Annotated in this window: 21 protein-coding genes; 5 read left to right on the top strand and 16 right to left on the bottom strand. The window is 46.6% G+C overall.

What is annotated here, in order from left to right; translation table 11 throughout:
• Position 1: 1 nt before the first annotated feature.
• Positions 2 to 1,654 (bottom strand): glucose-6-phosphate isomerase, encoded by a 1,653-nt coding sequence (gene pgi, locus ABUE30_RS17310; protein WP_408625091.1) that lies wholly within the window; start codon positions 1,652 to 1,654, stop codon positions 2 to 4.
• 325 nt (positions 1,655 to 1,979) lie between these two features.
• Here pgi and ABUE30_RS17305 point away from each other — a divergent pair, with 325 nt between their 5' ends.
• The 3 genes from ABUE30_RS17305 to ABUE30_RS17295 all read left to right on the top strand — a co-directional run bounded on the left by ABUE30_RS17305 (position 1,980) and on the right by ABUE30_RS17295 (position 3,980).
• Positions 1,980 to 2,246, top strand: a complete 267-nt coding sequence (locus tag ABUE30_RS17305) for a YihD family protein (protein WP_408625090.1) — start codon at positions 1,980 to 1,982, stop codon at positions 2,244 to 2,246.
• Between the two features lie 56 nt (positions 2,247 to 2,302).
• Positions 2,303 to 3,274, top strand: a complete 972-nt coding sequence (locus ABUE30_RS17300) for a serine/threonine protein kinase (RefSeq protein ID WP_408625089.1) — start codon at positions 2,303 to 2,305, stop codon at positions 3,272 to 3,274.
• Between the two features lie 97 nt (positions 3,275 to 3,371).
• Positions 3,372 to 3,980 (top strand): thiol:disulfide interchange protein DsbA/DsbL, encoded by a 609-nt coding sequence (locus tag ABUE30_RS17295; protein ID WP_408625088.1) that lies wholly within the window; start codon positions 3,372 to 3,374, stop codon positions 3,978 to 3,980.
• A 92-nt stretch (positions 3,981 to 4,072) separates the two neighbouring features.
• Here ABUE30_RS17295 and ABUE30_RS17290 read toward each other — a convergent pair whose 3' ends face one another.
• The 5 genes from ABUE30_RS17290 to gmk all read right to left on the bottom strand — a co-directional run bounded on the left by ABUE30_RS17290 (position 4,073) and on the right by gmk (position 10,443).
• The gene (locus ABUE30_RS17290) at positions 4,073 to 4,909 is read right to left on the bottom strand and encodes an alpha/beta hydrolase (protein WP_408625087.1); all 837 of its coding nucleotides are present in this window, start codon (positions 4,907 to 4,909) and stop codon (positions 4,073 to 4,075) included.
• A 183-nt stretch (positions 4,910 to 5,092) separates the two neighbouring features.
• Positions 5,093 to 7,108 carry a methyl-accepting chemotaxis protein gene (locus ABUE30_RS17285; RefSeq protein WP_408625086.1) on the bottom strand — a complete coding sequence of 672 codons (2,016 nt, stop codon included), beginning with the start codon at positions 7,106 to 7,108 and terminating at the stop codon, positions 5,093 to 5,095.
• A gap of 163 nt (positions 7,109 to 7,271) precedes the next feature.
• On the bottom strand, positions 7,272 to 9,377 hold the full coding sequence (gene spoT, locus ABUE30_RS17280; RefSeq protein WP_408625085.1) for a bifunctional GTP diphosphokinase/guanosine-3',5'-bis pyrophosphate 3'-pyrophosphohydrolase: 2,106 nt from the start codon (positions 9,375 to 9,377) through the stop codon (positions 7,272 to 7,274).
• A gap of 117 nt (positions 9,378 to 9,494) precedes the next feature.
• Positions 9,495 to 9,770 carry a DNA-directed RNA polymerase subunit omega gene (gene rpoZ, locus ABUE30_RS17275; RefSeq protein WP_408625084.1) on the bottom strand — a complete coding sequence of 92 codons (276 nt, stop codon included), beginning with the start codon at positions 9,768 to 9,770 and terminating at the stop codon, positions 9,495 to 9,497.
• Between the two features lie 34 nt (positions 9,771 to 9,804).
• Positions 9,805 to 10,443 (bottom strand): guanylate kinase, encoded by a 639-nt coding sequence (gene gmk, locus ABUE30_RS17270; protein ID WP_408625126.1) that lies wholly within the window; start codon positions 10,441 to 10,443, stop codon positions 9,805 to 9,807.
• Positions 10,444 to 10,668: 225 nt separating this feature from the next.
• On the opposite strand from gmk, the gene grxB reads away from it, so the two are divergent.
• Both grxB and ABUE30_RS17260 read left to right on the top strand, forming a co-directional pair.
• The gene (grxB, locus tag ABUE30_RS17265; RefSeq protein WP_408625083.1) at positions 10,669 to 11,316 is read left to right on the top strand and encodes a glutaredoxin 2; all 648 of its coding nucleotides are present in this window, start codon (positions 10,669 to 10,671) and stop codon (positions 11,314 to 11,316) included.
• Positions 11,317 to 11,432: 116 nt separating this feature from the next.
• Positions 11,433 to 11,897, top strand: a complete 465-nt coding sequence (locus ABUE30_RS17260) for a Dps family protein (RefSeq protein ID WP_408625082.1) — start codon at positions 11,433 to 11,435, stop codon at positions 11,895 to 11,897.
• 143 nt (positions 11,898 to 12,040) lie between these two features.
• Here the strand turns inward: ABUE30_RS17260 and choV are convergent, their stop codons facing one another.
• From choV to ABUE30_RS17210, 10 genes are all read right to left on the bottom strand, one after another.
• Positions 12,041 to 13,234 carry a choline ABC transporter ATP-binding protein gene (gene choV / locus ABUE30_RS17255; RefSeq protein WP_408625081.1) on the bottom strand — a complete coding sequence of 398 codons (1,194 nt, stop codon included), beginning with the start codon at positions 13,232 to 13,234 and terminating at the stop codon, positions 12,041 to 12,043.
• Positions 13,231 to 14,079, bottom strand: a complete 849-nt coding sequence (gene choW, locus ABUE30_RS17250; protein WP_408625080.1) for a choline ABC transporter permease subunit — start codon at positions 14,077 to 14,079, stop codon at positions 13,231 to 13,233. Before choW ends, choV begins: the two co-directional genes overlap by 4 nt.
• Before the next feature lie 59 nt (positions 14,080 to 14,138).
• The gene (locus ABUE30_RS17245; RefSeq protein ID WP_408625079.1) at positions 14,139 to 15,095 is read right to left on the bottom strand and encodes a choline ABC transporter substrate-binding protein; all 957 of its coding nucleotides are present in this window, start codon (positions 15,093 to 15,095) and stop codon (positions 14,139 to 14,141) included.
• Between the two features lie 86 nt (positions 15,096 to 15,181).
• Positions 15,182 to 16,879: a choline dehydrogenase gene (gene betA, locus ABUE30_RS17240; protein ID WP_408625078.1), complete on the bottom strand. Its 1,698-nt coding sequence runs from the start codon at positions 16,877 to 16,879 to the stop codon at positions 15,182 to 15,184.
• 35 nt (positions 16,880 to 16,914) lie between these two features.
• Entirely contained in the window at positions 16,915 to 18,375 is a 1,461-nt protein-coding gene (betB, locus tag ABUE30_RS17235) for a betaine-aldehyde dehydrogenase (RefSeq protein WP_408625077.1), read from the bottom strand.
• A gap of 33 nt (positions 18,376 to 18,408) precedes the next feature.
• Positions 18,409 to 19,005 (bottom strand): transcriptional regulator BetI, encoded by a 597-nt coding sequence (gene betI / locus ABUE30_RS17230; RefSeq protein WP_408625076.1) that lies wholly within the window; start codon positions 19,003 to 19,005, stop codon positions 18,409 to 18,411.
• Between the two features lie 337 nt (positions 19,006 to 19,342).
• Positions 19,343 to 21,019 (bottom strand): choline dehydrogenase, encoded by a 1,677-nt coding sequence (gene betA, locus ABUE30_RS17225; protein ID WP_408625075.1) that lies wholly within the window; start codon positions 21,017 to 21,019, stop codon positions 19,343 to 19,345.
• A 43-nt stretch (positions 21,020 to 21,062) separates the two neighbouring features.
• Positions 21,063 to 21,824, bottom strand: coding sequence for a FadR/GntR family transcriptional regulator (locus ABUE30_RS17220; protein ID WP_408625074.1), 762 nt, complete (start codon positions 21,822 to 21,824; stop codon positions 21,063 to 21,065).
• 251 nt (positions 21,825 to 22,075) lie between these two features.
• Complete coding sequence (locus ABUE30_RS17215) at positions 22,076 to 23,131, bottom strand: mechanosensitive ion channel family protein (protein WP_408625125.1); 1,056 nt, start codon at positions 23,129 to 23,131, stop codon at positions 22,076 to 22,078.
• Between the two features lie 105 nt (positions 23,132 to 23,236).
• The gene (locus tag ABUE30_RS17210; protein ID WP_408625124.1) at positions 23,237 to 24,031 is read right to left on the bottom strand and encodes a carbon-nitrogen hydrolase family protein; all 795 of its coding nucleotides are present in this window, start codon (positions 24,029 to 24,031) and stop codon (positions 23,237 to 23,239) included.
• Between the last annotated feature and the right edge of the window lie 14 nt (positions 24,032 to 24,045).

Here is a 24,045-nt window from a genome sequence, read left to right as displayed (position 1 = left end):
CTTAACGCCATTTTTTAAAGGTATTGATCAAGCCATTGGTTGAGCTGTCATGGCCGGTTACAGTTGCGTCATCACCAAGCTCTGGCAGAATGTTGTTGGCTAGCTGTTTACCCAACTCAACACCCCATTGGTCAAAGGTGCAGATATTCCAGATCACCCCTTGAACAAAGATCTTATGCTCATACATCGCAATCAGTGCACCAAGGGAGCGCGGTGTGATTTTTTTCAGTAATATTGAGTTAGTTGGACGGTTCCCTTCAAATACTTTAAAAGGCACTAACTGTGCGACGTCTTCGGCTGACTTACCTTGCGCGAGAAACTCTGATCGAACGGTGTCAGCATCTTTGCCAAAGGCAAGCGCTTCTGTCTGAGCAAAGAAGTTAGACAATAGCTTCTCGTGGTGATCCGAGAGTGGATTATGTGTTTTGGCTGGCGCGATAAAATCAGCTGGAACCATTTTAGTGCCTTGATGGATCAACTGATAGAAAGCGTGCTGACCATTGGTACCTGGCTCACCCCAAATGATTGGGCCCGTTTGGTAGTCAACCGGATTGCCATTGCGATCCACATACTTACCGTTAGACTCCATATCGCCTTGCTGGAAGTAGGCTGGGAAGCGATGCATGTATTGGTCATAAGGTAAGATGGCTACGGTTTGCGCGCCAAAGAAATTGTTGTACCAAATACCAATCAGGCCAAGCAGCGCAGGTAAATTTTGCTCAATTGGGGTGTTGACAAAATGCTGATCCATATCATGAGCCCCGGCGAGTAACTCCTCAAAGTTGTCAAAGCCAATGTTCAATGCAATGGATAAGCCAATGGCAGACCAAGATGAATAACGACCGCCGACCCAATCCCAGAATTCGAACATGTTGTCGGTATCAATGCCAAATGCAGCGACAGCCGTGCTATTGGTTGACAGCGCGGCAAAGTGCTTCGCAACAAAGGCTTCATCGTGCGCGCTTTGTAAAAACCAGTCACGGGCGCTGTGCGCATTGGTCATGGTTTCTTGGGTGGTAAAGGTTTTTGAGGCAACTAAAAACAGCGTGGTTTCAGGGTCGAGTTGTTTGAGTGTTTCGGCAATGTGTGTGCCATCAACGTTTGAAACAAAATAACTTTCAATATTGGCTTTTTTATACGGTTTAAGCGCTTCGGTAATCATCACCGGGCCTAGATCTGAGCCGCCGATGCCGATATTGACGATACTGGTGATCGCTTTGCCCGTGTAACCCGTCCATTCGCCGCTGTGGATCTTTTGACAAAATGCGCGCATTTTAGCCAACACGGCGTTGACTTTGGGCATTACATCTTCGCCATCGACTAAAATAGGTGTATTGCTGCGGTTACGCAGCGCCGTATGCAGGACGGCACGGTCTTCGGTTATATTGATTTTTTCACCGGAAAACATCGCTTGTGTGGCTTGTTTGAGCTGGCATTGTTCAGCCAGCTTGAACAGTTGGCTAAGGGTTTCATCGGTGATCAGGTTTTTCGAATAGTCCAGTAGGATCTGGTCGTTAAAGCTGGCGGTAAATTTATCAAAGCGGTTGGGATCAACTGCAAAAAGTGCTTTGAGATCCGTATCCTTGATCGCCTCATAATGAGCTTGCAGTGCCTGCCACGCAGACGTTTCAGTTGGATTGATTTTTTCTAACATATTTTTTGTCCAGATAATGGTGAATTGAATTCAGACTGCTTATCGTTACCCATAAAGCTTCTAACTTGTAAGGATAAACACTCTGATGGCTCGCCACATTGGCAGTTGACCAGTTTACGTCAAATTATCACAACCGTGAATGCTTTTGCAGCATTGTGAGAAATCATCATTATGGCATGGCCGCACGATAGCGGGCGTTACTGACAACGAATGCGGCATAAATTGCGCGATTAAGTGAGTGGTGCAGAGAATTGATTGCGCCGCTGTTGACTATTCCCTACACTTTGTAATGAAAATAAATCTAGTGAATATCAAGGAGAAAATGATGCAATGTCATCGTATTGAAGAACTAATTGAGCTACTAACCCCGATTTGGCTGCAACATCAAGAGCTTAATTTGACGCAAATGCTAGCTAAGTTAGCGAGTGAGGCGGGGTTTTCCGAATCATTAGAGCAATTGACTGATGATACGCTGATTTATCATTTAAAAATGCAACAAACAGGCAAAGGTGAGGTGATCCCAGGGCTTAAGAAAGACTATGAAGACGATTTTAAAACCGCTATTTTAAAAGCGCGCGGCATATTAAAATAACCGCTAAAAGAGCTAATTTGCTATGATGGGGGCTCGGTGGACCCACAGAGTAATATATGGCGAACTTTGATTTCTCTAACTTGACACCAGACTGTCAGTTGGATGCTTTAGAATCGGTTGGGATCTTTCCTGAAACAGGGTTACTCGCCCTTAATAGCTATGAAAACCGTGTCTATCAATTTCAAGCCAGCGACCGAGTACGATATGTGGTGAAGTTTTATCGCCCGCAGCGCTGGAGTGATGCACAAATTTTAGAAGACCATCAATTTAGCTTAGAGTTGCAAGAAGCGGATATTCCAGTCGTTGCGCCGCTCTCCTTTCATGGCCAAACCTTGCTTTCTTGGCAGGATATGCGTTTCGCCTTATTCCCAAGTGTTGGGGGACGCCAATTTGAGGTGGATAACCTCGATCAACTCGCCCATGTGGGCCAGTATTTAGGTCGAGCCCACCAAATAGGAGCCAAATATCCTTTTGTTGCGCGCCCGACTATCTCTATCGATGAGTTTGTGACGCAACCTCTCGGGGTGCTCAGGACGTGGTTACCAGAAAATTTACAGGAAGCTTTTTTTGCGATTGCTGATCAAGTGAGCGCACAGATTATCGCGCAATATCAGCCACACACGCAGGCGATTCGTCTGCATGGGGACTGTCATCCGGGGAATATTCTTTGGCGGGATGGCCCGCAGTTGGTCGATTTAGATGATGCGCGGATGGGTCCTGCTATCCAGGATCTGTGGATGTTGTTAAATGGTGATCGCGCTGAGCAGCAGATCCAATTGGAAACGTTACTCGAAGGCTACGATTCCTTTGCCTCCTTATCGGTCCAAGAGCTTAAGTTTATTGAACCCTTGCGGGCAATGCGGATGATTCATTATATGGGCTGGTTGGCACGACGTTGGCAAGATGGGGCTTTTCGCCGCGCCTTCCCATGGTTTAACAGTCAGCAATATTGGCAAAATCAGATCTTGGCATTGAAAGAGCAATTGTCAGCTTTGTATGAACCTCCGCTGTCATTGGTACTCTATTAAGAATGGGCCGATTGGCCCATGAGCTAAGTATTTTGTTTGATTTGATTTATATAACCTCGTAAGCTAAATAAGCCATAAATGACCGGAACTCGATGTGATGCTCAAGAAGTTTTTTGCCTTTGTTTTTGTTATAGCCTTGCTGCCGATGGTTGCACAGGCACAAGCCTTTAAAGAAGGTGTGAATTATACAGTGGTTCGTCAGCAGGCGACGGAAAAACCGCAAGTGATGGAGTTTTTTTCGCTATATTGCCCCCATTGCTTTGCGTTTGAACCGATTATCGAGAAGCTCGAAAACAGTATGCCTGATGTACAGTTTAAACGCGTACATGTTGCCTTTTTGGGTGGGGCGATGGGTGAAGAGATGGTTCGCGCTTATGCGACATCTGAACTGCTGGGCGTTTCAAAAAAAATGGTGCAGGTTTTTTTTGATGCAATTCATGTAAAGCATATACCGATTCAAAGCCGCGCTGATATTCGTAAAATTTTTGTTGATAATGGGATTTCAGCTGAAGAGTTTGATAGTGCCGAAGATAGCTTTGCGGTCAATGGCATGGTGGCTCAAATGAATAAAGATACACAAGATTATCAAATTCAAGGCGTGCCGACAGTGATCGTCAATGGCAAATACCAAGTCGATCCTAGTTCCGTCTCTTCGGTTAAAGAATATATGGAATTAATTCAATATCTTGCTCATAAAAAAGATTAATTAATCAGCATTGCCAATATTAAGGGTCGATCGCTGTCGGCCCTTTTTTATGCCTGCAGACTTTAAGTTTGCAGGCACTGCGTGAATAAAAATTAAATGAGTCGATTGTTTTGTAGCCACTGCTGGGCTGCCAGTGGCCAAGTGTGGACATTTCCCGGTTCATCCGTAGCTAAGCCAACCCCGTGTTTATCCCCTTGATACATATGTAGTTCGCTGTTTTGACTGACTGGGTGGAGATGTTGCATCAATCGTAAGCTTTGCGCGGCTGGAACAGCTGGATCATTTAACTCGTGGAAGATAAACAGCGGCGGTGTTTGTGCACCGATCTGCATAGGCAGATCACAAAGTTGTTGTTGTTTCAGCGATGGTTGCCCCCCGAATAACGTTGTGGTTGAGCTTTCATGAGCGAGATCGCTATTCATTGTTGACACCGAATAGCCTACGATCCCCCAGTTTGGGCGCGCACTTATATGGGAGAGTTCACCGTCAGATTCAGGAATGCTCGTCGGAGCGATGGCTAACTGTAATGCTAGATGCCCCCCGATGGAAAACCCCATCACGCCAATGGCGTTTGGATTTAGATGCCATTGGTCGGCGTAGCTACGCACAATGCGTAACGCCTGACGGGCGTCATATTGGGGGAGCGGATAGACATAAGGGCTTAGTCGATAATGCACCACAAAGGCACTGAGTTTTAGCGCTTGGTTGACCCATTTGGCGATGGCTTGGCCCTCATTGGCCCATGCTAATGTTTTTAACCCGCCGCCTGGAAAAATGAGAACTGCACCGTGAGTGGGGTTTTCGAGCGCTTCATAGGTTTCAAGATAGGGCTGATTGGTCGCATAGTAGCGTCCGTCTTGAAAATATTCTTGAGATGACGCTTGGGCCTGATCAGACCCAAGTTGGATAGAAGTTGGAATATGATTCATGCGTTACTCTGCAGTGAATAAATAAGGAACTTCTAATGTAAGAGCTTCGTGACGTGCTGTCATACATCTTGGCCAATTAATCTGAACACGGTTGGCAACTTATGTGGACAGCTTCACACTCAAGCGAGCCATGCTCTATTTTAAACCAGGACACTTGAAAAGCCTCCGTGGCAGAGGCGTATATCAGCTTTCGAACTGACTGTTGATGCCATGATGATCAAATATAGACTGTAGTGTGGCTTGTTGCTGCTCGCTCATTTCAATAAATTGCAGATGGTATTGTGATTGCTGCTGCGCTGTTTTGGACTGTCCGACTAATTTGCCACGTAACGTTAATTTATCTTGGCTATTGTCGCTGGTATAATTAAAACGAATTTCTAATGGTTCGTTGCTACTGAATGGCAATGATTCGCCACTGAGAATACAAGCCCCACCAAGACTGAGATCTTCCGTTAATCCTTCGTATTTTATTGTGCCTTGGCGTAGTTCACAGTGGAACGCAGCTTTAAGACGTGGTTGGTGGCGTTTTTCATCGGCTGATTTTTCTACATCACGACGCACCACACCTAAATCAAAACGTTCTAGATTAACGTTGATGCTTTGCGAAATTAAGGCTAATTGGTCAGCAATTAGCGAGGATGAGTGTGACTTTTGCCGGCTTTCATCAAGGGTTTCATAAAGCTCGGTTTGTTTTTCCTTCAGTTTACTGAGCTGGGTATGTTGAATGCGTGCTTGCTCGCCGATCTGTTCTTGTGCCAGACTGACTTGCCCGATGAGCTGTCGGACGATTTCGATATTCTCTTCGGTTTTATTCGATTTTTCTTGGCTTGATGACACCCTTTGCGCCACGCGTTGCATGCTCTCGACCGCGTTATTCACCCCATCGGTTAATTGACCGATTAATTGGCTAATTTCGTTCGTTGCACGGCCTGTGCGGGCGGCTAATGTGCGTACTTCATCGGCGACTACCGCAAAACCTCGGCCTTGCTCTCCGGCTCGCGCCGCTTCGATAGCCGCGTTAAGCGCCAATAAATTAGTTTGATCTGAAATATTGTGAATAGAGTCCACGATGCCGTAGACGCTTTCAGCGGTACTACTCAAGGCTTGAATAACATCTGACGCACGCTGCGTTTCATTTGCGGTGGTATGCATCATTTCGATATTTTCAGCAACCGAGTCACTTGCAAGCTGCGAGCATGTGGTGCATTTAATAACGACTTCTGAGGTGCTGCCTGCTATATCGCCAAATTGTTGCGAAGCGTGACTTAGTTCATCTGAGCTTTCTATCATCCGTTTAAATTGAGTTTGTTCACTCGCATTTACCGCGCTGATATCCGCTGATAATGAAGAGACTTGGTCGGCGGATAGATGCACCTGATAAGACGATGTTTGCATCTCAGCAAGTGTTGTTTGCAGTGTTTCGCGTAATTGTTCTAAACAGCTGGCGATCTGACCGGTTTCACTGGTGTTGATCAATGCGATGAGCTTGGTTTCAGGTTGAAGTTTTCCGATGCTGATGCGTTGACTTGATCGTAGCAGTTGCGACATCGGTTTTGAAATACTACGGATGGTCCAAATAGATAACAAAACGCAGACCAGCAGAATGATAAAACTGAGAGTTTCGATGTCTGCGGCAATGGCGTTCGTATCATCATTAGTGTGTTGGGTAAAAATACCTACGGCTTGGTTCATGGTGACCATGGCTTGATGGTTGAGCGCTAAGAACTCATTCACTTTTTGTGAAAAATCAGCTTGTCCTTTCGCAGCTTGCATCGATTTAGCCGCGGCGAGTTGCTGGTGCCACTGCTGTTTTACTTTTTCAAGTGTCGATAAATAAATCTCTGAATCCCCATAAAAAGGCAAGGTAATTGGCTGCTTTAGAGCTAAATCGGTGTATGTCTTCCCGCCTTTTAACAGCGCTGTGAGAGAAACCTCATATAGTTTTTCGGTATTGGCGATCCCTAGGACGCCAGAGAGCTGCTGATTCGGTGTTTTGCTCAGTGCTTGATAAAGTTGTTCGGCAGAGAACTTTTTAGTGAGCATGCGTTGTCGGCCAGCAATATTGATAATTTGAGCATTCGCATGACTATGTTGAAGTGATAGCCATACCATACAGATAACACCAAGCAGCACAGCTGAAAGAATACCGGTGAGTATAATCAGCTTTGTGCGGATACTGAGCACTTTTTTTGTGACCATTGCTGCCTCCATGAGTAATAACACAATAAGTATAGGAGGCAACTCCAAAACTGCGTAATTTCATCATCGATTTGCTAAACAGGCAACTATGAGGGGATGCTCGGGGTAGTTAACTGCAAGCCGCACATCCAAAAGGGTGGCTGGAGTGCTTGCAAAATAAGGGCTAGTTGCGGTTACGGACTACGCGTAGTACTTCGGGCATGGCTTTAATTTTACGCATGATCCCAGCTAAATGAACTCGGCTTTTGGTGGTGATCATCAGATCAATGGTATACACCCTTCCTGCTTTTTCTTCGGTCACAATATTATGAATATTGGCGCCTGTGGAAGCGACTAGATTGGTCAGTGAAGCTAAAATTCCTTGGTGATTGACCACATCAATGCGAAGTTCTGTGCGATATTCGCCAATTTGGTCGGCATCATCGCTCCAGCGTAGTGTCATGTAGCGATCCGGTTCTTTTTGGTAGCCATAGATATTACGACATGATTCTAGGTGTACCACCAGACCTTTCCCGGGGCTAATGTGTCCAACGATTGGATCGCCGGGAATCGGGCGACAGCATTTGGCGTAGCTAACCATCACCCCATCAGCACCATGGATGGCCATTGAACCGCGCCGAGCTGGCATAACGCTTTGATCTTCGCCGAGTAAACGTCGGGCAATCACCAAGCTCATGGCATTACCTAAACCAATTTCAGCCAATAGCCCGTCGATGTCGACGCACTTCGTTTCAATCAGAACGCGGGTGAGATTTTCGGCTTTTATGTCATCTAACGAATGTCCGGCTAACGCATGGTTGAGTAATCGCTTACCCAGAGCCACTGAATCTTGTCGTTCTTGCGTTTTTAAAAACTGACGAATTTTACCGCGTGCTTTACCTGTGACCACAAAGTTCAACCAAGCGGCGTTGGGACGAGCACCTGGAGCGGTAATAATTTCCACCGTTTGTCCGTTGCTTAACGCGCGGCTGAGCGGATAGGGTTGGCGATTAACGCGTGCCCCAACACAGCTATTGCCGATATCGGTATGCACTGCATAGGCAAAGTCGACAGGGGTCGCAGAGGATGCCATCTCAATTATTTTACCCTCAGGGGTGAACACATAGATCTCATCGGGGAAGAGATCAGTTTTGACGTTTTCAATAAATTCAAAAGAGTTCCCAGCACTTTGCTGCAGCTCTAATAAGCTTTGCATCCAGCGTTTAGCTCGGACTTGTGCGGTATTACCAGTTGGCTCATGATTTTTATATGACCAGTGTGCGGCAATCCCTTTGTCCGCCATTTGATCCATGTGTTCGGTGCGGATTTGGATCTCCACAGGCACCCCATGAGGACCCACTAAGGTGGTATGCAAAGATTGATAGCCATTTGCTTTAGGGATGGCGACATAGTCTTTAAAGCGACCTGGGCGAGGTTTGTACAGGCTATGTACTTGGCCAAGGACTCGATAACAGGTATCGAGATCATTAACGACGATGCGAAAGCCATAGATATCCATGACTTCATGGAACTGTAGCTCTTTGTTGACCATCTTGGTATAGATGCTAAAGAGGTGTTTTTCACGGCCAACCACTCGTGCATCAATATGGGCATCTTCTAAGCGACCCGCAATTTCATCTAGGATATTTTTAATCAGTTCTTTGCGATTGCCGCGGGCATTTTTTACAGCGCCTTTGAGAACGCGATAACGCATGGGGTAAAGGGCTTCAAAACCAAGTTCTTCAAGTTCGTTTTTTACGGCGTTGATGCCTAAACGATTGGCGATCGGGCTGTAAATTTCTAATGTTTCACGGGCGATCCGACGGCGTTTATCAGGGCGTAAGGCGCCTAATGTGCGCATATTGTGGGTGCGGTCAGTGAGCTTTATCAAAATGACGCGAATGTCTTGAACCATCGCCATCATCATTTTGCGAAAGTTCTCTGCTTGCGCCTCTTTTTTATCACGAAATTTGAGTTTATCGAGTTTACTGACACCTTCGACAAGATCGGCTATATCTTTACCAAATTGCGTGGCAAGAGTTTCATAGCTCACATCAGTATCTTCAATGACATCATGTAACAAAGCTGCGGCAATGGTTTCATAATCCATGCGCATTTCTGCGAGGATGCGCGCGACGGCCAGTGGATGGGTAATGTATGGCTCGCCACTTGAACGAAATTGTCCCTCATGCGCATTTCGGGCGACAATATACGCCTGCTTGAGCAATTCAACTTGCTCATTATCCAGATATTGGCTAGTTACCTCTTTAAGGCTCTCAAACAAATACAAGCTGTCACCCCTTGGCGCACTGCTCCACGAACACGTTGTTCAGAATAATTATTAAAGGTTTATGGCGCCGAGTAAACCCGGCGCAGCGCTTATTTTTATAGGGAGGGGCGGTGACGGTTAGTTGTGTTTGTCCGCAATCGCCGCTACAGCTGCTAATTCGGCTGCTTCACGTTCCTTACGTTCCATACGATCTTGAGCATCCATCACGGCACTATTGATCAAACCTGCTTCGATTTCGCGTAAAGCGATAACCGTTGGTTTATCATTGTCTTCAGGAACTAAGGGATCTTTTCCTCCAGTTGCAAGTTGACGTGCACGCCGAGACGCCATTAAAATCAAATCAAAGCGGTTGCCTACTTGTTTGACCGCGTCTTCAACTGTAACCCGTGCCATATGTAACTCCATTGTTCAAAAATAACGCAAAATATTAATCGATCTCGGACTCATTTACCAGCAAATCCGTCACAATAGTTTGGTATTTTAGTGCTTGCGCGCGCTGGCGTAAACGATGGCATTGTAAAATAGCCTGTAATTGGCTGACGGCCTCATCAAAATTCTGGTTAATGATTAAATAGTCATATTCATCATAGTGACTTATTTCATCACGAGCTTGTGTCATTCGGCCTTGGATCACCTCGTCGCTGTCTTGTCCGCGCATTTTTAAACGTTTCTCAAGTTCTTCGCGACTGGGGGGTAAGATAAAGACGGAGACCACTTCTGACATCTGCTGGCGAATTTGTCGAGCGCCTTGCCAATCGATATCTAAAAAGACATCAATGCCACGTGCCAATGTCGCTTCAATCGTGAATCGAGAGGTGCCATAGTAGTTGCCAAATACTTGCGCATATTCGAAAAAAGCGCCTTGCTCAATCAAGTGTTCAAATTGCGCTTTATCCACGAAATGATAGTGTACCCCATTTTGTTCACCGGGGCGCGCAGAACGAGTCGTATGTGAAATAGAGACCTGTGCTGGCAGATCATGATTGCGATTAATCAGCGCACTGATCATCGATGATTTTCCAGCGCCACTTGGCGCAGAAATGATGTAGAGGGTGCCTTTTGCGATCATAGTGGTCAAGTCTGTCGCTAACCTATAAAGACGCCTAAGATTACCAGTTTAGTCCCTAATTGAAAGTAACTTCACGTATTGATCGCCGTTTTCTTCAATTATTTTTTTTATCAATGATAAGAAGTTATATTGATGGTTGATTCAACATCTAAATCAGCCCAGAATGGGTCGCGTTGATAGGTATTAAGTTGTTCCTTAATAAACGTTGCGCGAGGCTTCAGGATGAAGTTGCATATCTATGATCATTGCCCACAATGTGTCATTGCGAGAATGATCTTTGGCCTGAAGGGTATTCCGGTCACATTGAACATTCTGCCCCATGATGATGTTGACACTCCAACTGCAATGATAGGGAAGAAAATGCTTCCCGTTTTGGAAAAAGAAGATGGCAGCTTTATGCCGCAAAGCATGGATATAGTGCATTGGATTGAACGCTTAGATGGTCAACCCATTGTCACCCAACGACATAATGCTCAGTTGCAAACATGGCTCAGTGATCATCGATGTTTGATTGACTCTTTAGTGTTGCCAAGGGTTGTGAGTCTTGCGTTTGGCGAGTTTGAAAGTGAGTCGGCGCAGCAGTATTTTATTGCGTCTAAGCAGCACATAATTGGTGATTTTAGCGAGCATTTGCAACAAACAGATCATTACTTAGAGCAATTAAATCAGGCGTTGTTGCAACTGGAGCCGATGATCTTGAGTGAACGAGCCGTCAATGGAGATCTCTCAGAAGATGATTTTCATTTATTTGCCATGTTGCGGGAATTATCCAGTGTGAAAGACGTTGTGTATCCTGCTAAAGTAGATGCTTACCGACGTAAATTAGCATCATTGTCGGACGTTCCACTTAACGATGAGCAAGCAATTTAACCACTCATCGTTATTAACAATGGATTTAATATGGTTAATCAGTTGGATAAACAAGTTAACCCAGGTTAACTTGTTAGTCGTAGTTACAATTTATCAGATTCAAGAGGAGATAGCTTATGAATCGCATTGGTTTAGATGAACATGCTGCATCACAGCTTGTTGAAGGGCTTGACGAATTATTAGCAAATTATCAGATATTGTACCAAAACGTGCGCGGCTATCACTGGAATATTCGAGGTGATAAATTTTTTGAGTTACACGTTAAATTTGAAACCACTTACACCGATCTGCTGACCAAAGTTGACGAGGTCGCTGAGCGAATTTTAACACTGGGTGGCACGCCATCGCACAGCTATAGCAGCTATTTAAAAAATAGCGGCATTAAAGAACAGACCGGTGTTCATGATGGTATTACCTGTGTGACTGGGCTGCTGGATAGTTACAAAACATTATTGAAAATGCAGCGTGCCTTATTAGCTCAAGCCGCAGAGGCCAATGATGAAGGCACCGTCAGTTTGTTGAGCGACTATATTGGCTTCCAAGAAAAAGAAGTTTGGATGTTGTCCGCTTACATCGCTTAAACAGCAATTGATTGAAATTCCAAAAGAGTCGAGCCAATAGCTCGGCTTTTTTTATGATTTCAATAATCATTCATCGCAGTAAGAATGGCTGTAGCGATAGGAAAGAATCGCTACAGCGCGGCAGTGTTTATCCCAAGCTTTCGTTAATCACAATGACCAAAATGTTTGCCAAGCAAGGCATGGTAAAAGTCTTGATCGCGTAATACTCCGATCAATTTGTTCTTATCGCATAACATCACTGGCTGACCACTTCGATAGCGTAGCTCTAGTGCATCACGCATACTGATATCAGGGTCGGCGACAACGATACTGTCGGTCGTGATGGTACTAAATTCATCTTGCTCATGCCAAGGGATCACCGATAGAGTTTGTTCACCCCGCTGCACCTTATCAATTCGACCATCGATAGTGAGTGACAATCGCGTATTTTCAAAGGGTTTTAGAACGATATATTGCTTGTTGCGAGGTAACTTGTGTAGAGCGGTCATCAACGATTTACCACGCAATACATTCAGCGGGTTGGTATGAGCGACAAAGTCTTCAACATAGCTATCTTTGGGTTTAAGAACGATCTCTTCTGGCTCACCATATTGGATGATTTTGCCTGACTCCATAATAGCAATCTTGCTACCAAGCTTGAGAGCCTCATCTAAGTCATGGCTGACGAAGATAATCGTTTTGTTGAGTTTATGCTGTAACTCGATTAACTCATCTTGCAACTGAGTGCGGATCAACGGATCGAGTGCCGAGAATGGTTCATCCATTAACAGAATATCACTGTCCATGGCAAATGCACGGGCTAACCCGACGCGTTGCTGCATTCCCCCAGAAAGTTCATGCGGGTGCTGATTGGCCCAGTCATCCAAGCCTACCATCTCTAACTGTTCGAGCGCTTTACGCTCGCGCTCAATTTTTCCCATGCCTTGAATTTCAAGACCAAAAGCGACGTTTTCAAGCACGGTGAGCCAAGGCATTAGAGCGAATTTTTGAAATACCATCGATACGCGGTTGGTACGCAGATGGCGCAGTGTATTGGCATCACAATTAGCCAAATCGATCATTTTTCCCTGATCTTCAATCTCAATCGAACCGCGGGTAATCGGATTGAGTCCGTTCACTGCGCGCAATAAGCTAGATTTACCGGAACCAGATAGTCCCATTAGGACGCAAATTTCACCTTTTTGAATCGTGAGTGAAGCATCGCTCACAGCGACAACATCGCCGATTTCATCAATGATCTCTTGACGACTCAAACCGGCATCGAGGTGGTTGATGGTTTGGTCGATGTTGTTGCCAAAGACCACATCCAAGTGTTTAATATTTACCGCAGTACTCATGAATCCTCCTGCTCGCTAGATGATGTCTTACAGAGACGATCAAGGATCATCGCAACGAGTACAATACACAGACCGGCTTCAAACCCTTGCGAAATATTGACGGTATTGAGCGCCTGAACGACCGGCTTACCTAGACCGCCTGCACCAACCAAGGCTGACATCACCACCATGGAGAGCGATAACATAATACATTGAGTCACACCGGCCATAATATTAGGCATAGCGGCGGGCAGCTCAACTTTAAACAATAGTTTCATGGGGGTGGCGCCGAATGCTCGGCCAGCTTCAATGAGCTCTTCGGGAACTTTACGCATTCCCAGATAGGTTAAACGGATAGGGGAGGCAATGGAAAAAATAACCGTTGAAATCAATCCGGGAACGACACCTAAACCAAATAAAACCAAGGTTGGGATCAAATAAACAAACGTCGGAACGGTTTGCATAAGATCTAAAATAGGGCGTAGATAGGCAAACACTTTTGGTTTATGCGCCGCAAAAATCCCGATAGGCACTGCCATCAAGACCGCTAATAGGGTCGCGATAAAGACCAGCACAAAGGTTTCAACCATATCTTGCCAGTAGCCGAGGTTGAGGATCAGTGTCAGCGCTAGCACCACAAAAATCACCAGTGACCAGCGCCGATGTAATCCGTAAGCAAGTGCTGCAACTAAGGCAATTAAGACCAAAGGTGGAAACCATTCAAAGAGATCGACCAATGACATAATCATCCAGCCTAGACCGGCTGAAATAGCATCGAAAAAACCGGCGGCATGCAGGCTCAACCAGTCAAAAAACAGTTCCATCCAATGGCCAAATGGGATTTTGTGTTCGGTAATAAAATTCATGAGATTCCTCATTTGAATTTAAAGGTCAACGAGCGGCGAGGCCGCCCGATTGACTTTACTTATTTCAGACCTAAAGAGGCTTTCACTGCGGGTAATCCAGGTTTGCCATCCAGGGTTTTCACCCCTTTTAGCCAACTGGTCAGAATGTGTGGGTGAGCACTGAGCCACTGTTTGGCTGCTTGCTGTGGTTTGGCATTGTCATTCATGATGCTGTTCATGATCTGGTTCTCCATTTTCAAAGAGAAGTGCAGATTTTTCAGCAACTGACCTACATTTGGACAGTCTTTGACATAACCATGTCGAACATTGGTATAAACTTTGGCGCCACCGAAGTTTGGACCAAAATAGTCATCGCCGCCTGACAGGTATTTAATTTTGAAGTTGCTGTTCATTGGGTGGGGTTCCCAGCCTAAGAACACCATCCATTGGTGGCGACGAACCGCGCGTTTGAGCTGAGAGAGCATGCCCGCTTCGCTTGATTCAACCAGATTGAAATGTTTTAAACCAAAGGCATCATCGCTGATCATTTTTTGGATCAAGCGGTTCCCATCATTACCGGGTTCAATACCATAGATGTTGCGGTGAAATTTGCTTGCGAATTTTTTCAAATCAGCAAAGCTGTGTACGCCTGCGTCGTAAACATATTGAGGTACTGCCAGAGTGTATTTGGCGCCAGTTAAGTTGGCGCGAACGCTGTCAACAGTGCCATCTTTCTGATATTTAGCAATGTCGCCAGCCATGGTCGGCATCCAGTTCCCTAAAAATACATCAATATCTTTGTTTGCAAGTGAGCGGTAGGTCACCGGTACAGATAATAGGTTAGTTGTGGTTTTGTAGCCAAGTCCATCTAATACTATGCGTGTAGTGGCCGTGGTGGCGGTAATATCTGTCCAGCCGACATTGGAGAAACGAACGGTTGAACACTGTGATTGAGCATACGCGCTAGGGGTTAGGCTGAAGGCTGCCAGTAGGGCTGCGCAAATTTTAAGATGTCGCTTTGATGAGATTGTCTCCATGACAAAAATTCCTCTTTGTTGAAGTGATAGCACTCAACCCAAAGTGGGTTGAACTGTCTCAGTGAACAGAGTTAACAAGTAACTCGTCAGGGGTGAGCGGACTCGTTGCCCTGGTGAAGGCGTTGGCGAGTCTGCCAGCTGGGATCGATCCAGACCGGAACGTCAGCTGATGGAAGAAGTGGTTTGCCGAGGATTATATCGGCAGCACGTTCAGCAACCATGATGGTTGGACCATTGAGGTTGCCGTTGGTGATCGTGGGGAAGATGGATGAATCCACTACCCGCAAATTTTGAATACCGCGTACACGGCATTGATTATCGAGTACTGCTTGTGGGTCGTTATCTGCGCCCATTTTACAACTACAAGATGGGTGGTAAGCACTCTCGACCGACTGGCGCACCCATGCATCAATCTGCTCATCGCTTTGAATATCAATGCCTGGAGCGAGCTCTTCTCCGCGATAAGGGCTCATGGCTTGCTGGGCTAAAATATCTCGAGTTAGACGGATGACTTTACGCCAGTCTTCAACATCTTTATGAGTGCTTAAGTAGTTAAATTTAATCATTGGTGGTGCTTTGGGATCGTCGCATGTGATCCGTACATAACCGCGGCTGGTGGGTTTATTAGGCCCAACATGAACTTGGAAGCCATGGCCTTTGACGGCAGCTTTGCCATCATAACGCATCGCAGCTGGCAAAAAATGATACTGAATATCTGGCCATTTAACACCCTTATCAGAGCGAATGAAAGCACATGACTCAAAATGGTTGGTCGCGCCCAGCCCATCGCGTAGTAATAGCCAACGCGCGCCAATGATTCCCATGTTGATAAAATCTAATTTACTGTTGAGGGTGATCGGTTGTTTACAGCGATATTGAAAATAGATCTCGAGATGATCTTGGAGGTTTTCACCTACGCCGGGCAAGTCCACCACCGTGCTCACACCCGCTTGTTCGAGCACCTTTGCGGGGCCAATGCCCGAGAGCTGTAATAGCTGCGGTGAGCCGATTGAACCACTGCTTAAAATCACTTCTTGGGTCGCGCGGGCTTGTTTGATTTGACCATTTTGTTCAAACTCAATGCCGTACGCTGTGGTGCCCTCTAACAGCACTTTACGCACCAATACCCCTTTTTTGAGGGTTAAATTGGCGCGGTGTTTTGCCCGTTGCAGATAAGCGCGTGATGTCGATGCACGCACTCCGCCATCAACAGTCATTTGCATGGAGCCAAAGCCCTCTTGCTGATAGCCGTTGTAATCTTTGGTGTAGGGGTAGCCCGCCTCTTGACCGGCATTAATAAAAGCCTGATAGAGTGGATTGAGCTGCATATTATTGCCAGCACAAGTACCCATTGGCCCCTTTGCACCGCGATAGTCGTCTGCGCCACCAATCCAATTTTCTGCGCGTTTAAAATACGGTACACAGGACTGGTAGTCCCAGCCACTGGCGCCATGTTCGACCCACTGATTAAAATCTTCAGCATGGCCTCGAACATAAACCATCCCATTAATCGATGAACTGCCGCCTAAAACTTTGCCTCGTGGACAATGCAGCCGGCGATTTCCAATACCTTCTTCTTGTTCGGATTCAAACTGCCACGCGTATTTATCGCTATTCATCGGATAGGATAAGGCGGTTGGCATTTTGATAAATAAACTTTGGTCACTACTGCCTGCTTCAAGTAGTAAGACTTGATACTCACCGCTTTGTGTTAAGCGATCGGCTAATACACAGCCAGCAGATCCTGCACCGACAATAATGTAATCGAATTGATGTGTGTCCATAAGGGCCTCTATTCTGGTTACATATCTAAAGAGTATTAAGCGTAAGGGCTTTCAAACTGGCCCAGCTCGATATACACGCTTTTGGTTTGAGTGTAATGGTGCAGCGTTTCAATGCCATTTTCACGGCCTACACCGGAGTGCTTATAGCCGCCAACTGGCATAGCTGCCGGCGAGTCTCCCCACGTGTTGACCCAGCAGATCCCTGCTTCAAGCTTGGCTATCACACGGTGCGCGCGGCTTAAATTACTGCTAAATAGGCCAGCTGCTAGACCAAATTGGGTGTTATTGGCCCGCTCAATGACTTCGGTTTCATCATCAAAAGGCAATACCGACATGACTGGGCCAAAAATTTCATCGCGCACATTAGGCATTTCGTCGGTACAGTCGGTAAAGACGGTTGGGGTAACAAAATAGCCGTTGGCTAATTCACCTTCGCAGACGCGCTCACCGCCAATCAGTAAGCTTGCTCCAGCTTGTTTGGCAAGCTCGATATATTCGAGCACTTTGTGCATGTGTTTTTCGCTAATTAACGCCCCAATTTGCGTATCAGGGTGCATCGGATCGCCGACTTTTAGCTGCGCGGTGCGTTTGGCGAGCTGTTCGACAAAGCGATCATAGATACCACGCTGCACAAATACACGAGTGCCGTTGGTGCATACTTCCCCTTGCGTGTAAAAGTTGGCGACCATTGCGCCTGATACAGCGGTGTTTAGATCGGCATCATCAAATACAATCAGTGGTGATTTACCGCCAAGCTCCATGGTGACCGCTTTGAGGGTCGCTGCCGCATCCGTCATTACTTTTTTACCGGTTCCGACTTCACCGGTGAATGAAATCTTGGCGATATCGGGGTGGCGTGAGAGCATTTGTCCAACGCGATAGTCGCCCTGTACCACGTTAAAAACACCATCTGGGACGCCTGCTTCGGTAAATATTTCTGCTAATTTCAAGGCCGTCAACGGTGTTTCTTCAGAGGGTTTGAACAACATCGAGTTGCCTGCGGCCAGCGCTGGGGCTGATTTCCACATAGCGATTTGAATCGGATAGTTCCACGCGCCGATACCCGCACATACGCCAAGTGGTTCACGGCGAGTATAAAAAAAGCTGCTATTCGATAGAGGTTGCTGGGTGCCTTGCATTGTTGGGATTAGGCCTGCGTAGTATTCGATCACATCGGCACCGGTTGCGATATCCACGCAATTGGCTTCTTGAATCGGTTTACCGGTATCGAGCACTTCTAATTGGGCGAGCTCATCGTTGCGTTCACGCAAGATAGCGACCGCTTTGAGTAAAATACGTGAGCGTTCGACCGCGCTCATTTTTGACCAAACAGCAAATCCCTGTTGGGCGGATGCAACTGCTTTATCCACATCAGCTTGACTAGCCTGCGCCACTTCAGCGATGGCCTTGCCTGTTGCAGGATTGATAGTGGTAAATGTTTCACCCGAAGTGGCCGGTTGAGCGTGACCGTGAATATACAATAACTGTTGATCCATCCGTTGCTCCTTAAATAAGCATTGGCGATAAAATTAAATGGCTGAGCGCTGTGATAACTCGCGCACTACATAGTCCTCAATGAGAGCCAGCGCACGCTGACTTTGCACCCCTTCAGGGGTGAGTGCACCACGTAGCCACAAGCCGTCAATTAATGCGGCGATTCCCTGAGCGACAAAGTGAGCACGCTCTTTGCTGAGCACTTTTTTCAGCTCAATGCGAAGATGTGACAATAGGCGTTTTTCATTCACCCGTTGCAATCGATACAAGTCACTGTCGTGCATTGAGTGTGCCCAGAAAGCCAGCCACGTTTTAACCACTTTATTTTCTAACTGGCGCGGGTCGAAGTTTCCTTCAACAATGGCTTGGATCCGTGCTAATACCTGGTCTTTAGGCGTCTGTCGCAGCCGCGTGCGCACCCCATCACCAAGTTGTTGTAGCACCGAGCGCATGGTGGCTTCTAACAGGCCGTGTTTGCCGCCAAAATAATGGTTAATAATCCCCGCTGAAACCCCTGCTTTGCGGCTAATAAGCGCGACGCTGGCCCCAGACAACCCGACATCATCGATGACTTCCATCGTTGCGTTAATCAGTTGTGGGCGGCGGATCTCGGGCATTCCAACTTTAGGCATATTTTTATTTAATTAACCGTTCAATAAAAAATAGATTGTCAGAATTTTTCTTAGATGTCAAAAGATCATCACTTTCATTAATTTTTTACGATTTTTTCGTTTATGATTATCAACTTCTCTTTATAAAAATGTGAATGTAATTTAACAATTAAAAATATATTTATAATTCAATGTATTACTTTAATTTCAGTTAATTAGAAGAGTAAGTGTTTGAGCGAGAATATAGAATGTTTCTGAGAACTTTGTTGATGAATAGAGTGGTAAATACAATAAAATGTGTAGAGAGCTAACTTTAAAACGGGGCAACTCAAGAGCTGAGTTGACCCGCTGAGCAGTGTTATTGACTGATGGCTTGGGCCGATTGATGTTGATGCTGGTAAAACGGTTGGCTTGACGGCTCAAGTGGGGCGTTGCCTAAAATCAGATCGGCTGCTTTTTCGGCGATCATCATCGTCGGCCCGTAGATATTGCCGTTGGTGATAGCTGGGAGCACCGAGGCATCGATGACTCGCAGGTTTTGACAGTGGTGCACGCGCAGCTGACTGTCAACCACTGCTTGTTCATCTTCGCCCATTTTGCAAGTGCAGCTGGGGTGATAGGCACTTTCGCCTTCACGAGCGACAAAGTCGAGGATCTGTTCGTCCGTCTGACAATCAGCACCGGGCGAGAGCTCATCACCGCGATAAACGTCAAAGGCCGACTGTTCCATGATCCGTCTTGTGCAGCGAATGGCTTCGACCCATTCACGGCGCTCTTGATCGGTCGACAGATAGTTAAATTGAATCGCTGGATGAGCAAACGGATCGCTACTTTTGAGTTTGACACTGCCGCGCACATCGGTGTTCATGGGGCCAACATGGCACTGATAGCCATGCCCTTGTTGCGGCGAGGTGCCATCATAACGAATGGCGATCGGCAAAAAGTGATATTGCAGATTAGGGTAAGCGACTTGTTCATTGCTGCGAATAAATCCGCCTGCCTCAAAATGGTTAGTGGCCGCCGCGCCAGTGCCTTGAGTGAGCCATTGCCAGCCGATGCCGGGCTGGTTGTACCACTTGAGTGCCGGATACATGCTGACCGGTTTTTTACAGCTGTATTGGACATAGAGCTCGAGGTGATCTTGCAAGTTTTCACCGACGCCAGGTAGATTCACAATCGGGTTGATACCCAGTGCACTGAGCTCTGCTGCTGGACCAATGCCAGACAGTTGTAACAGTTGTGGTGAGTTAATTGCGCCGCCACAGCAGATGATCTCACCGCCATGTACCTGATGGCGTTGACCATGCTTGCGATATTCCACGCCAATAGCTCGAGTGCCTTCAAATAAGATACGACTTGCCTGCGCCCGGCAAATGGTAGTGAGATTCTTGCGCTGTTTGATCGGATGAATATACGCCCGAGCGGCACTTAATCGGCGACCGTTAGATGTTGTGGTGCGCTCAAACTTGCCAAATCCTTCTTGGCGGTAGCCATTGACGTTATCGGTAAGGGGATAACCTGCTTGTTGGACCGCGTCAAAAAAAGCTTCAAAGAGCGGGCTTTCACTGCATTCTGGTTCGGTCAACAGCAACGGGCCGTTGGCACCTTTATAGCCGTCATCAGCGCCACTAAGACTGTTTTCCAAGCGCTGAAAATAGGGCAGACAGTGCGCATAATCCCAGTCACCAAGACCTTCATTAGCGGCCCATTTTTCATAGTCCATGGCGTTTCCGCGAATGTAGATCATGCCATTGATACAGCTTGAGCCACCTAAGACTTTGCCCCGAGGTTGGTAGATGCGACGATTGTGCATATACGGTTCAGGCTCGGATTCATACCACCAGTTGTACATTTTGCTCTGTAACGGATAGGTCAGCGCGGCAGGCATCTGGATTCGAAAATCAAACTTATAATCGGGGTGGCCAGCTTCCAGGACCAATACGTTGTGTTTCGGATTGGCACTCAGTCGGTTGGCTAAAACGCAGCCTGCTGAGCCGCCGCCAATAATAATAAAGTCATAGTGTTCGCGGGTCATAAAAACTCCTTGGATCAAATGTCGATAAAACTCCTTGTAACGATCATTTGGGGTGAATAAACGAGGACTGCGTTTGGGTTAAAGCATGCGTATCAGCGCACTCTCGCAGCAGTAAGTAGTGCCGACTGATATACGCATGGGTCTGCATGAGATCGCACTGCGCTATCGCTTCGGCGGTATGTAACCAATTTTGTGCGGTTGCCAGACGCAGCTGTGGGTCTTCATAGAGTTTGTAGTCTTGTGAGCTAAAGCCCATTTGCATGGCTTGGGTCATCCAGACAAATACCGGATTATCGGTGAGTTTGGCAAAGGCGATATTGAGGTGACGGTCCATCTCACCGAGTTGCTGCTGTGATGTCGCTTCATCTTCAGCCAGCTTGAGCAATTGTTCGGCCATCGGTTGCAGACTATGGCGGGCTGTCTCATCCGCTTGAGTGAGAGCAAGTGTTGCCATCATATGGTCCATACTTTCTCGATAACGGATGATGTGCAGCGGAGCGATATGGTTTTGCCGCAAAAACAACGTCAACGATTCGCTGACTTGTGCCACTTCAATCTGCTTAATATAAGTACCGCCATGCGCGCCTTTACGAACCTCTATCATCCCTTTTTGGCGTAGGGTCTGGAGCGCCTCGCGAACGACACCGCGACCCGTTTTAAACAGTTGTTGCAATTCCCGTTCGCTGGGCAAGCACTCGCCCGCTTGCAGGTGCCCTGATAAAACCGCCGCCTCAATCTGGAGTGCGATCTCTTCACTGGCACGGCCCGATGCAACGGGTTTAAATAGATCTGGGTAGAGATTCATCTGTTGAACTCACATCGATACATTCTTAATGGTACGACCAATATGCTAGTTATTTGGCGTAATTTCAACCTAAATAGCGATATTTTAAGTTTTTATGCAAAATATCTGGTTCAGATCAACTCTAATGGTATTACCATTAAGGCCGAATAGGGTCTACCCGTTGTGATAGCGGGCTATTTGGGCTGAGTCTAACGGACGGTTATCGAAGGGGGAATGAGGGGTGTGCAGGTATGGTGCTCGCCTGTATATTGCTAAGTGTTATTGGAATGAGGCGAGGCTAATTCGCCAATGACGTCGTTTGAGCGTGAGCTCTCACCAAGCTCGGCACGCACTTTCGGCAAGCTGTCGGGGTAGTTGGCTTGAATGAAACTGATCATCTGCTCGCGCACATAACAACGCAGATCCCATGCTGTTGGGGAATTTTTAGCGGTCATCAATAGCCGGACGGTCATGGTTCGTTCACTGGTATCGGTCACTTGCAGCACTTGGACTTGTTGATCCCACAGCTTGGTCTGAGCGAGCACTTCCTCAAAATGAGTACGAAGTGGTGCCAATGGCAAGGAGTAATCCACATACAAAACGACAGCGCCTAAAATCTGCGCACTATTGCGCGTCCAGTTTTGAAAGGCATTTTCAGTAAAGTAGGTGATGGGTAGCACTAAACGGCGCAGATCCCAGATGCGCACCACCACATAAGTGAGATTTATCTCTTCAATCCAACCCCATTCGTTTTCAACGACCACCGCATCGTCAATTTTAATCGGTTGGGTGAAGGCAATTTGGATGCCAGCAAATAGATTGGCTAGTGACTTTTGCAAAGCAAAACCGATGATGACCCCTGCCACCCCAGCGCCCGTTAAAATCGTCGTGCCAAAGCGACGGACGCTGGAAAAGTTGAGCAATATTAGAGCCGTGGCTAACAGAACAATCACCACGATAGCAACTTTTTTGATATAAATAATTTGGGTGCGGATCTTTCGCGCCTTGAGGTTATCAGCATGCGAAATGTCATAGCGTAAAAACAAGATATCTTGTGCCACGCGGGTTAGACGAATGGATATAGATGCCAATGATAAAATGATCATCACATTGATGAGCTGATAGACCGGCTCGAGTATAGCTGCATCGATGGCCAAATAACGACTGCCAATATTGATTAATAGCAATGGAATAAATAAAAATAGTGAACCGCGCAGGTGGGATTCTAATGACTTAAATAGCGGCTTATCACGCTTTTGCCAGTAGCGAATTAACTGTAATAAGACAAAGCGCACCAATAAGCCGATGGTCAGCGCTAATGCCACCATCGCCAATATGGGAAGCCAAGTAGAATGATTAAACAACTGTATGGCATTATCGAACATCGAATCCCTTTTCATCCACGAGTGGTTAGAATGGCCTACTTCTTTAGCCTAGCTTATCTTCGTATGAAAGACATCATAAGGATGATGCGATAGATCGTTCAGTTGGCTCGATTGGGGGTGATCCTTCTGACGCTGCAGAGCTTTGGCTACATCGGCGATAAGCAGCGCTGCATCTTCACCTGCGCGTACGATATCTTGTCCATCCGGACCCACAATTGCGCTTTGTCCGGTATAGCATAATGAACCCTCTTGGCCAGCTAGATTGGCGTAGACGATAGCGATACCATTTTCCAGTGCACGAGCACGCACCAATGTCAGCGGCACATTGGTGTAGGGCTGCATATTGGCTGTTGGATTAAAAATAAGTGATGCACCTTGTCGGCTAAAATGTCGAGTAACTTCCGCAAACTCAATGTCATAACAAATTGACAAGCCACAACAGATGCCATTCAGGGTAAAGGTAGGTAGGCGATCACCGGGGCTAAACAGCGCTTTTTCAGCATCACCAAAGAGAAAGACTTTACGATAGTGATGCATGCATTGGCCGCTTGCGGATATGACCACTGCACTATTGTAAAATTGCCCCTCGGCGACCTCGGCAAAGCCGCAGATAATGGCAACTTTCGCGCTTTTGGCGATAGCTTGTAGGCGATTGATACTGGGACCATCGAGAGGCTCCGCTAGCATTCTGAGCTGCGATTGGTTGAGGTGGTAGCCTGTTAAAAATAGCTCAGGGAACACCAATACATCGACAGATAGTGCCGAGCCTGCATGAGCGAGCGTATCGATTTGGCGTAAATTAGCCTGTTTATCGGCAAACGTGCTGGCTTTTTGGGCGATCATGATCTTCAACGAAA

The organism is Celerinatantimonas yamalensis (assembly GCF_046054155.1).
Classification (GTDB): domain Bacteria; phylum Pseudomonadota; class Gammaproteobacteria; order Enterobacterales; family Celerinatantimonadaceae; genus Celerinatantimonas; species Celerinatantimonas yamalensis.
This window is presented reverse-complemented; position numbering and strand designations above follow the sequence as displayed.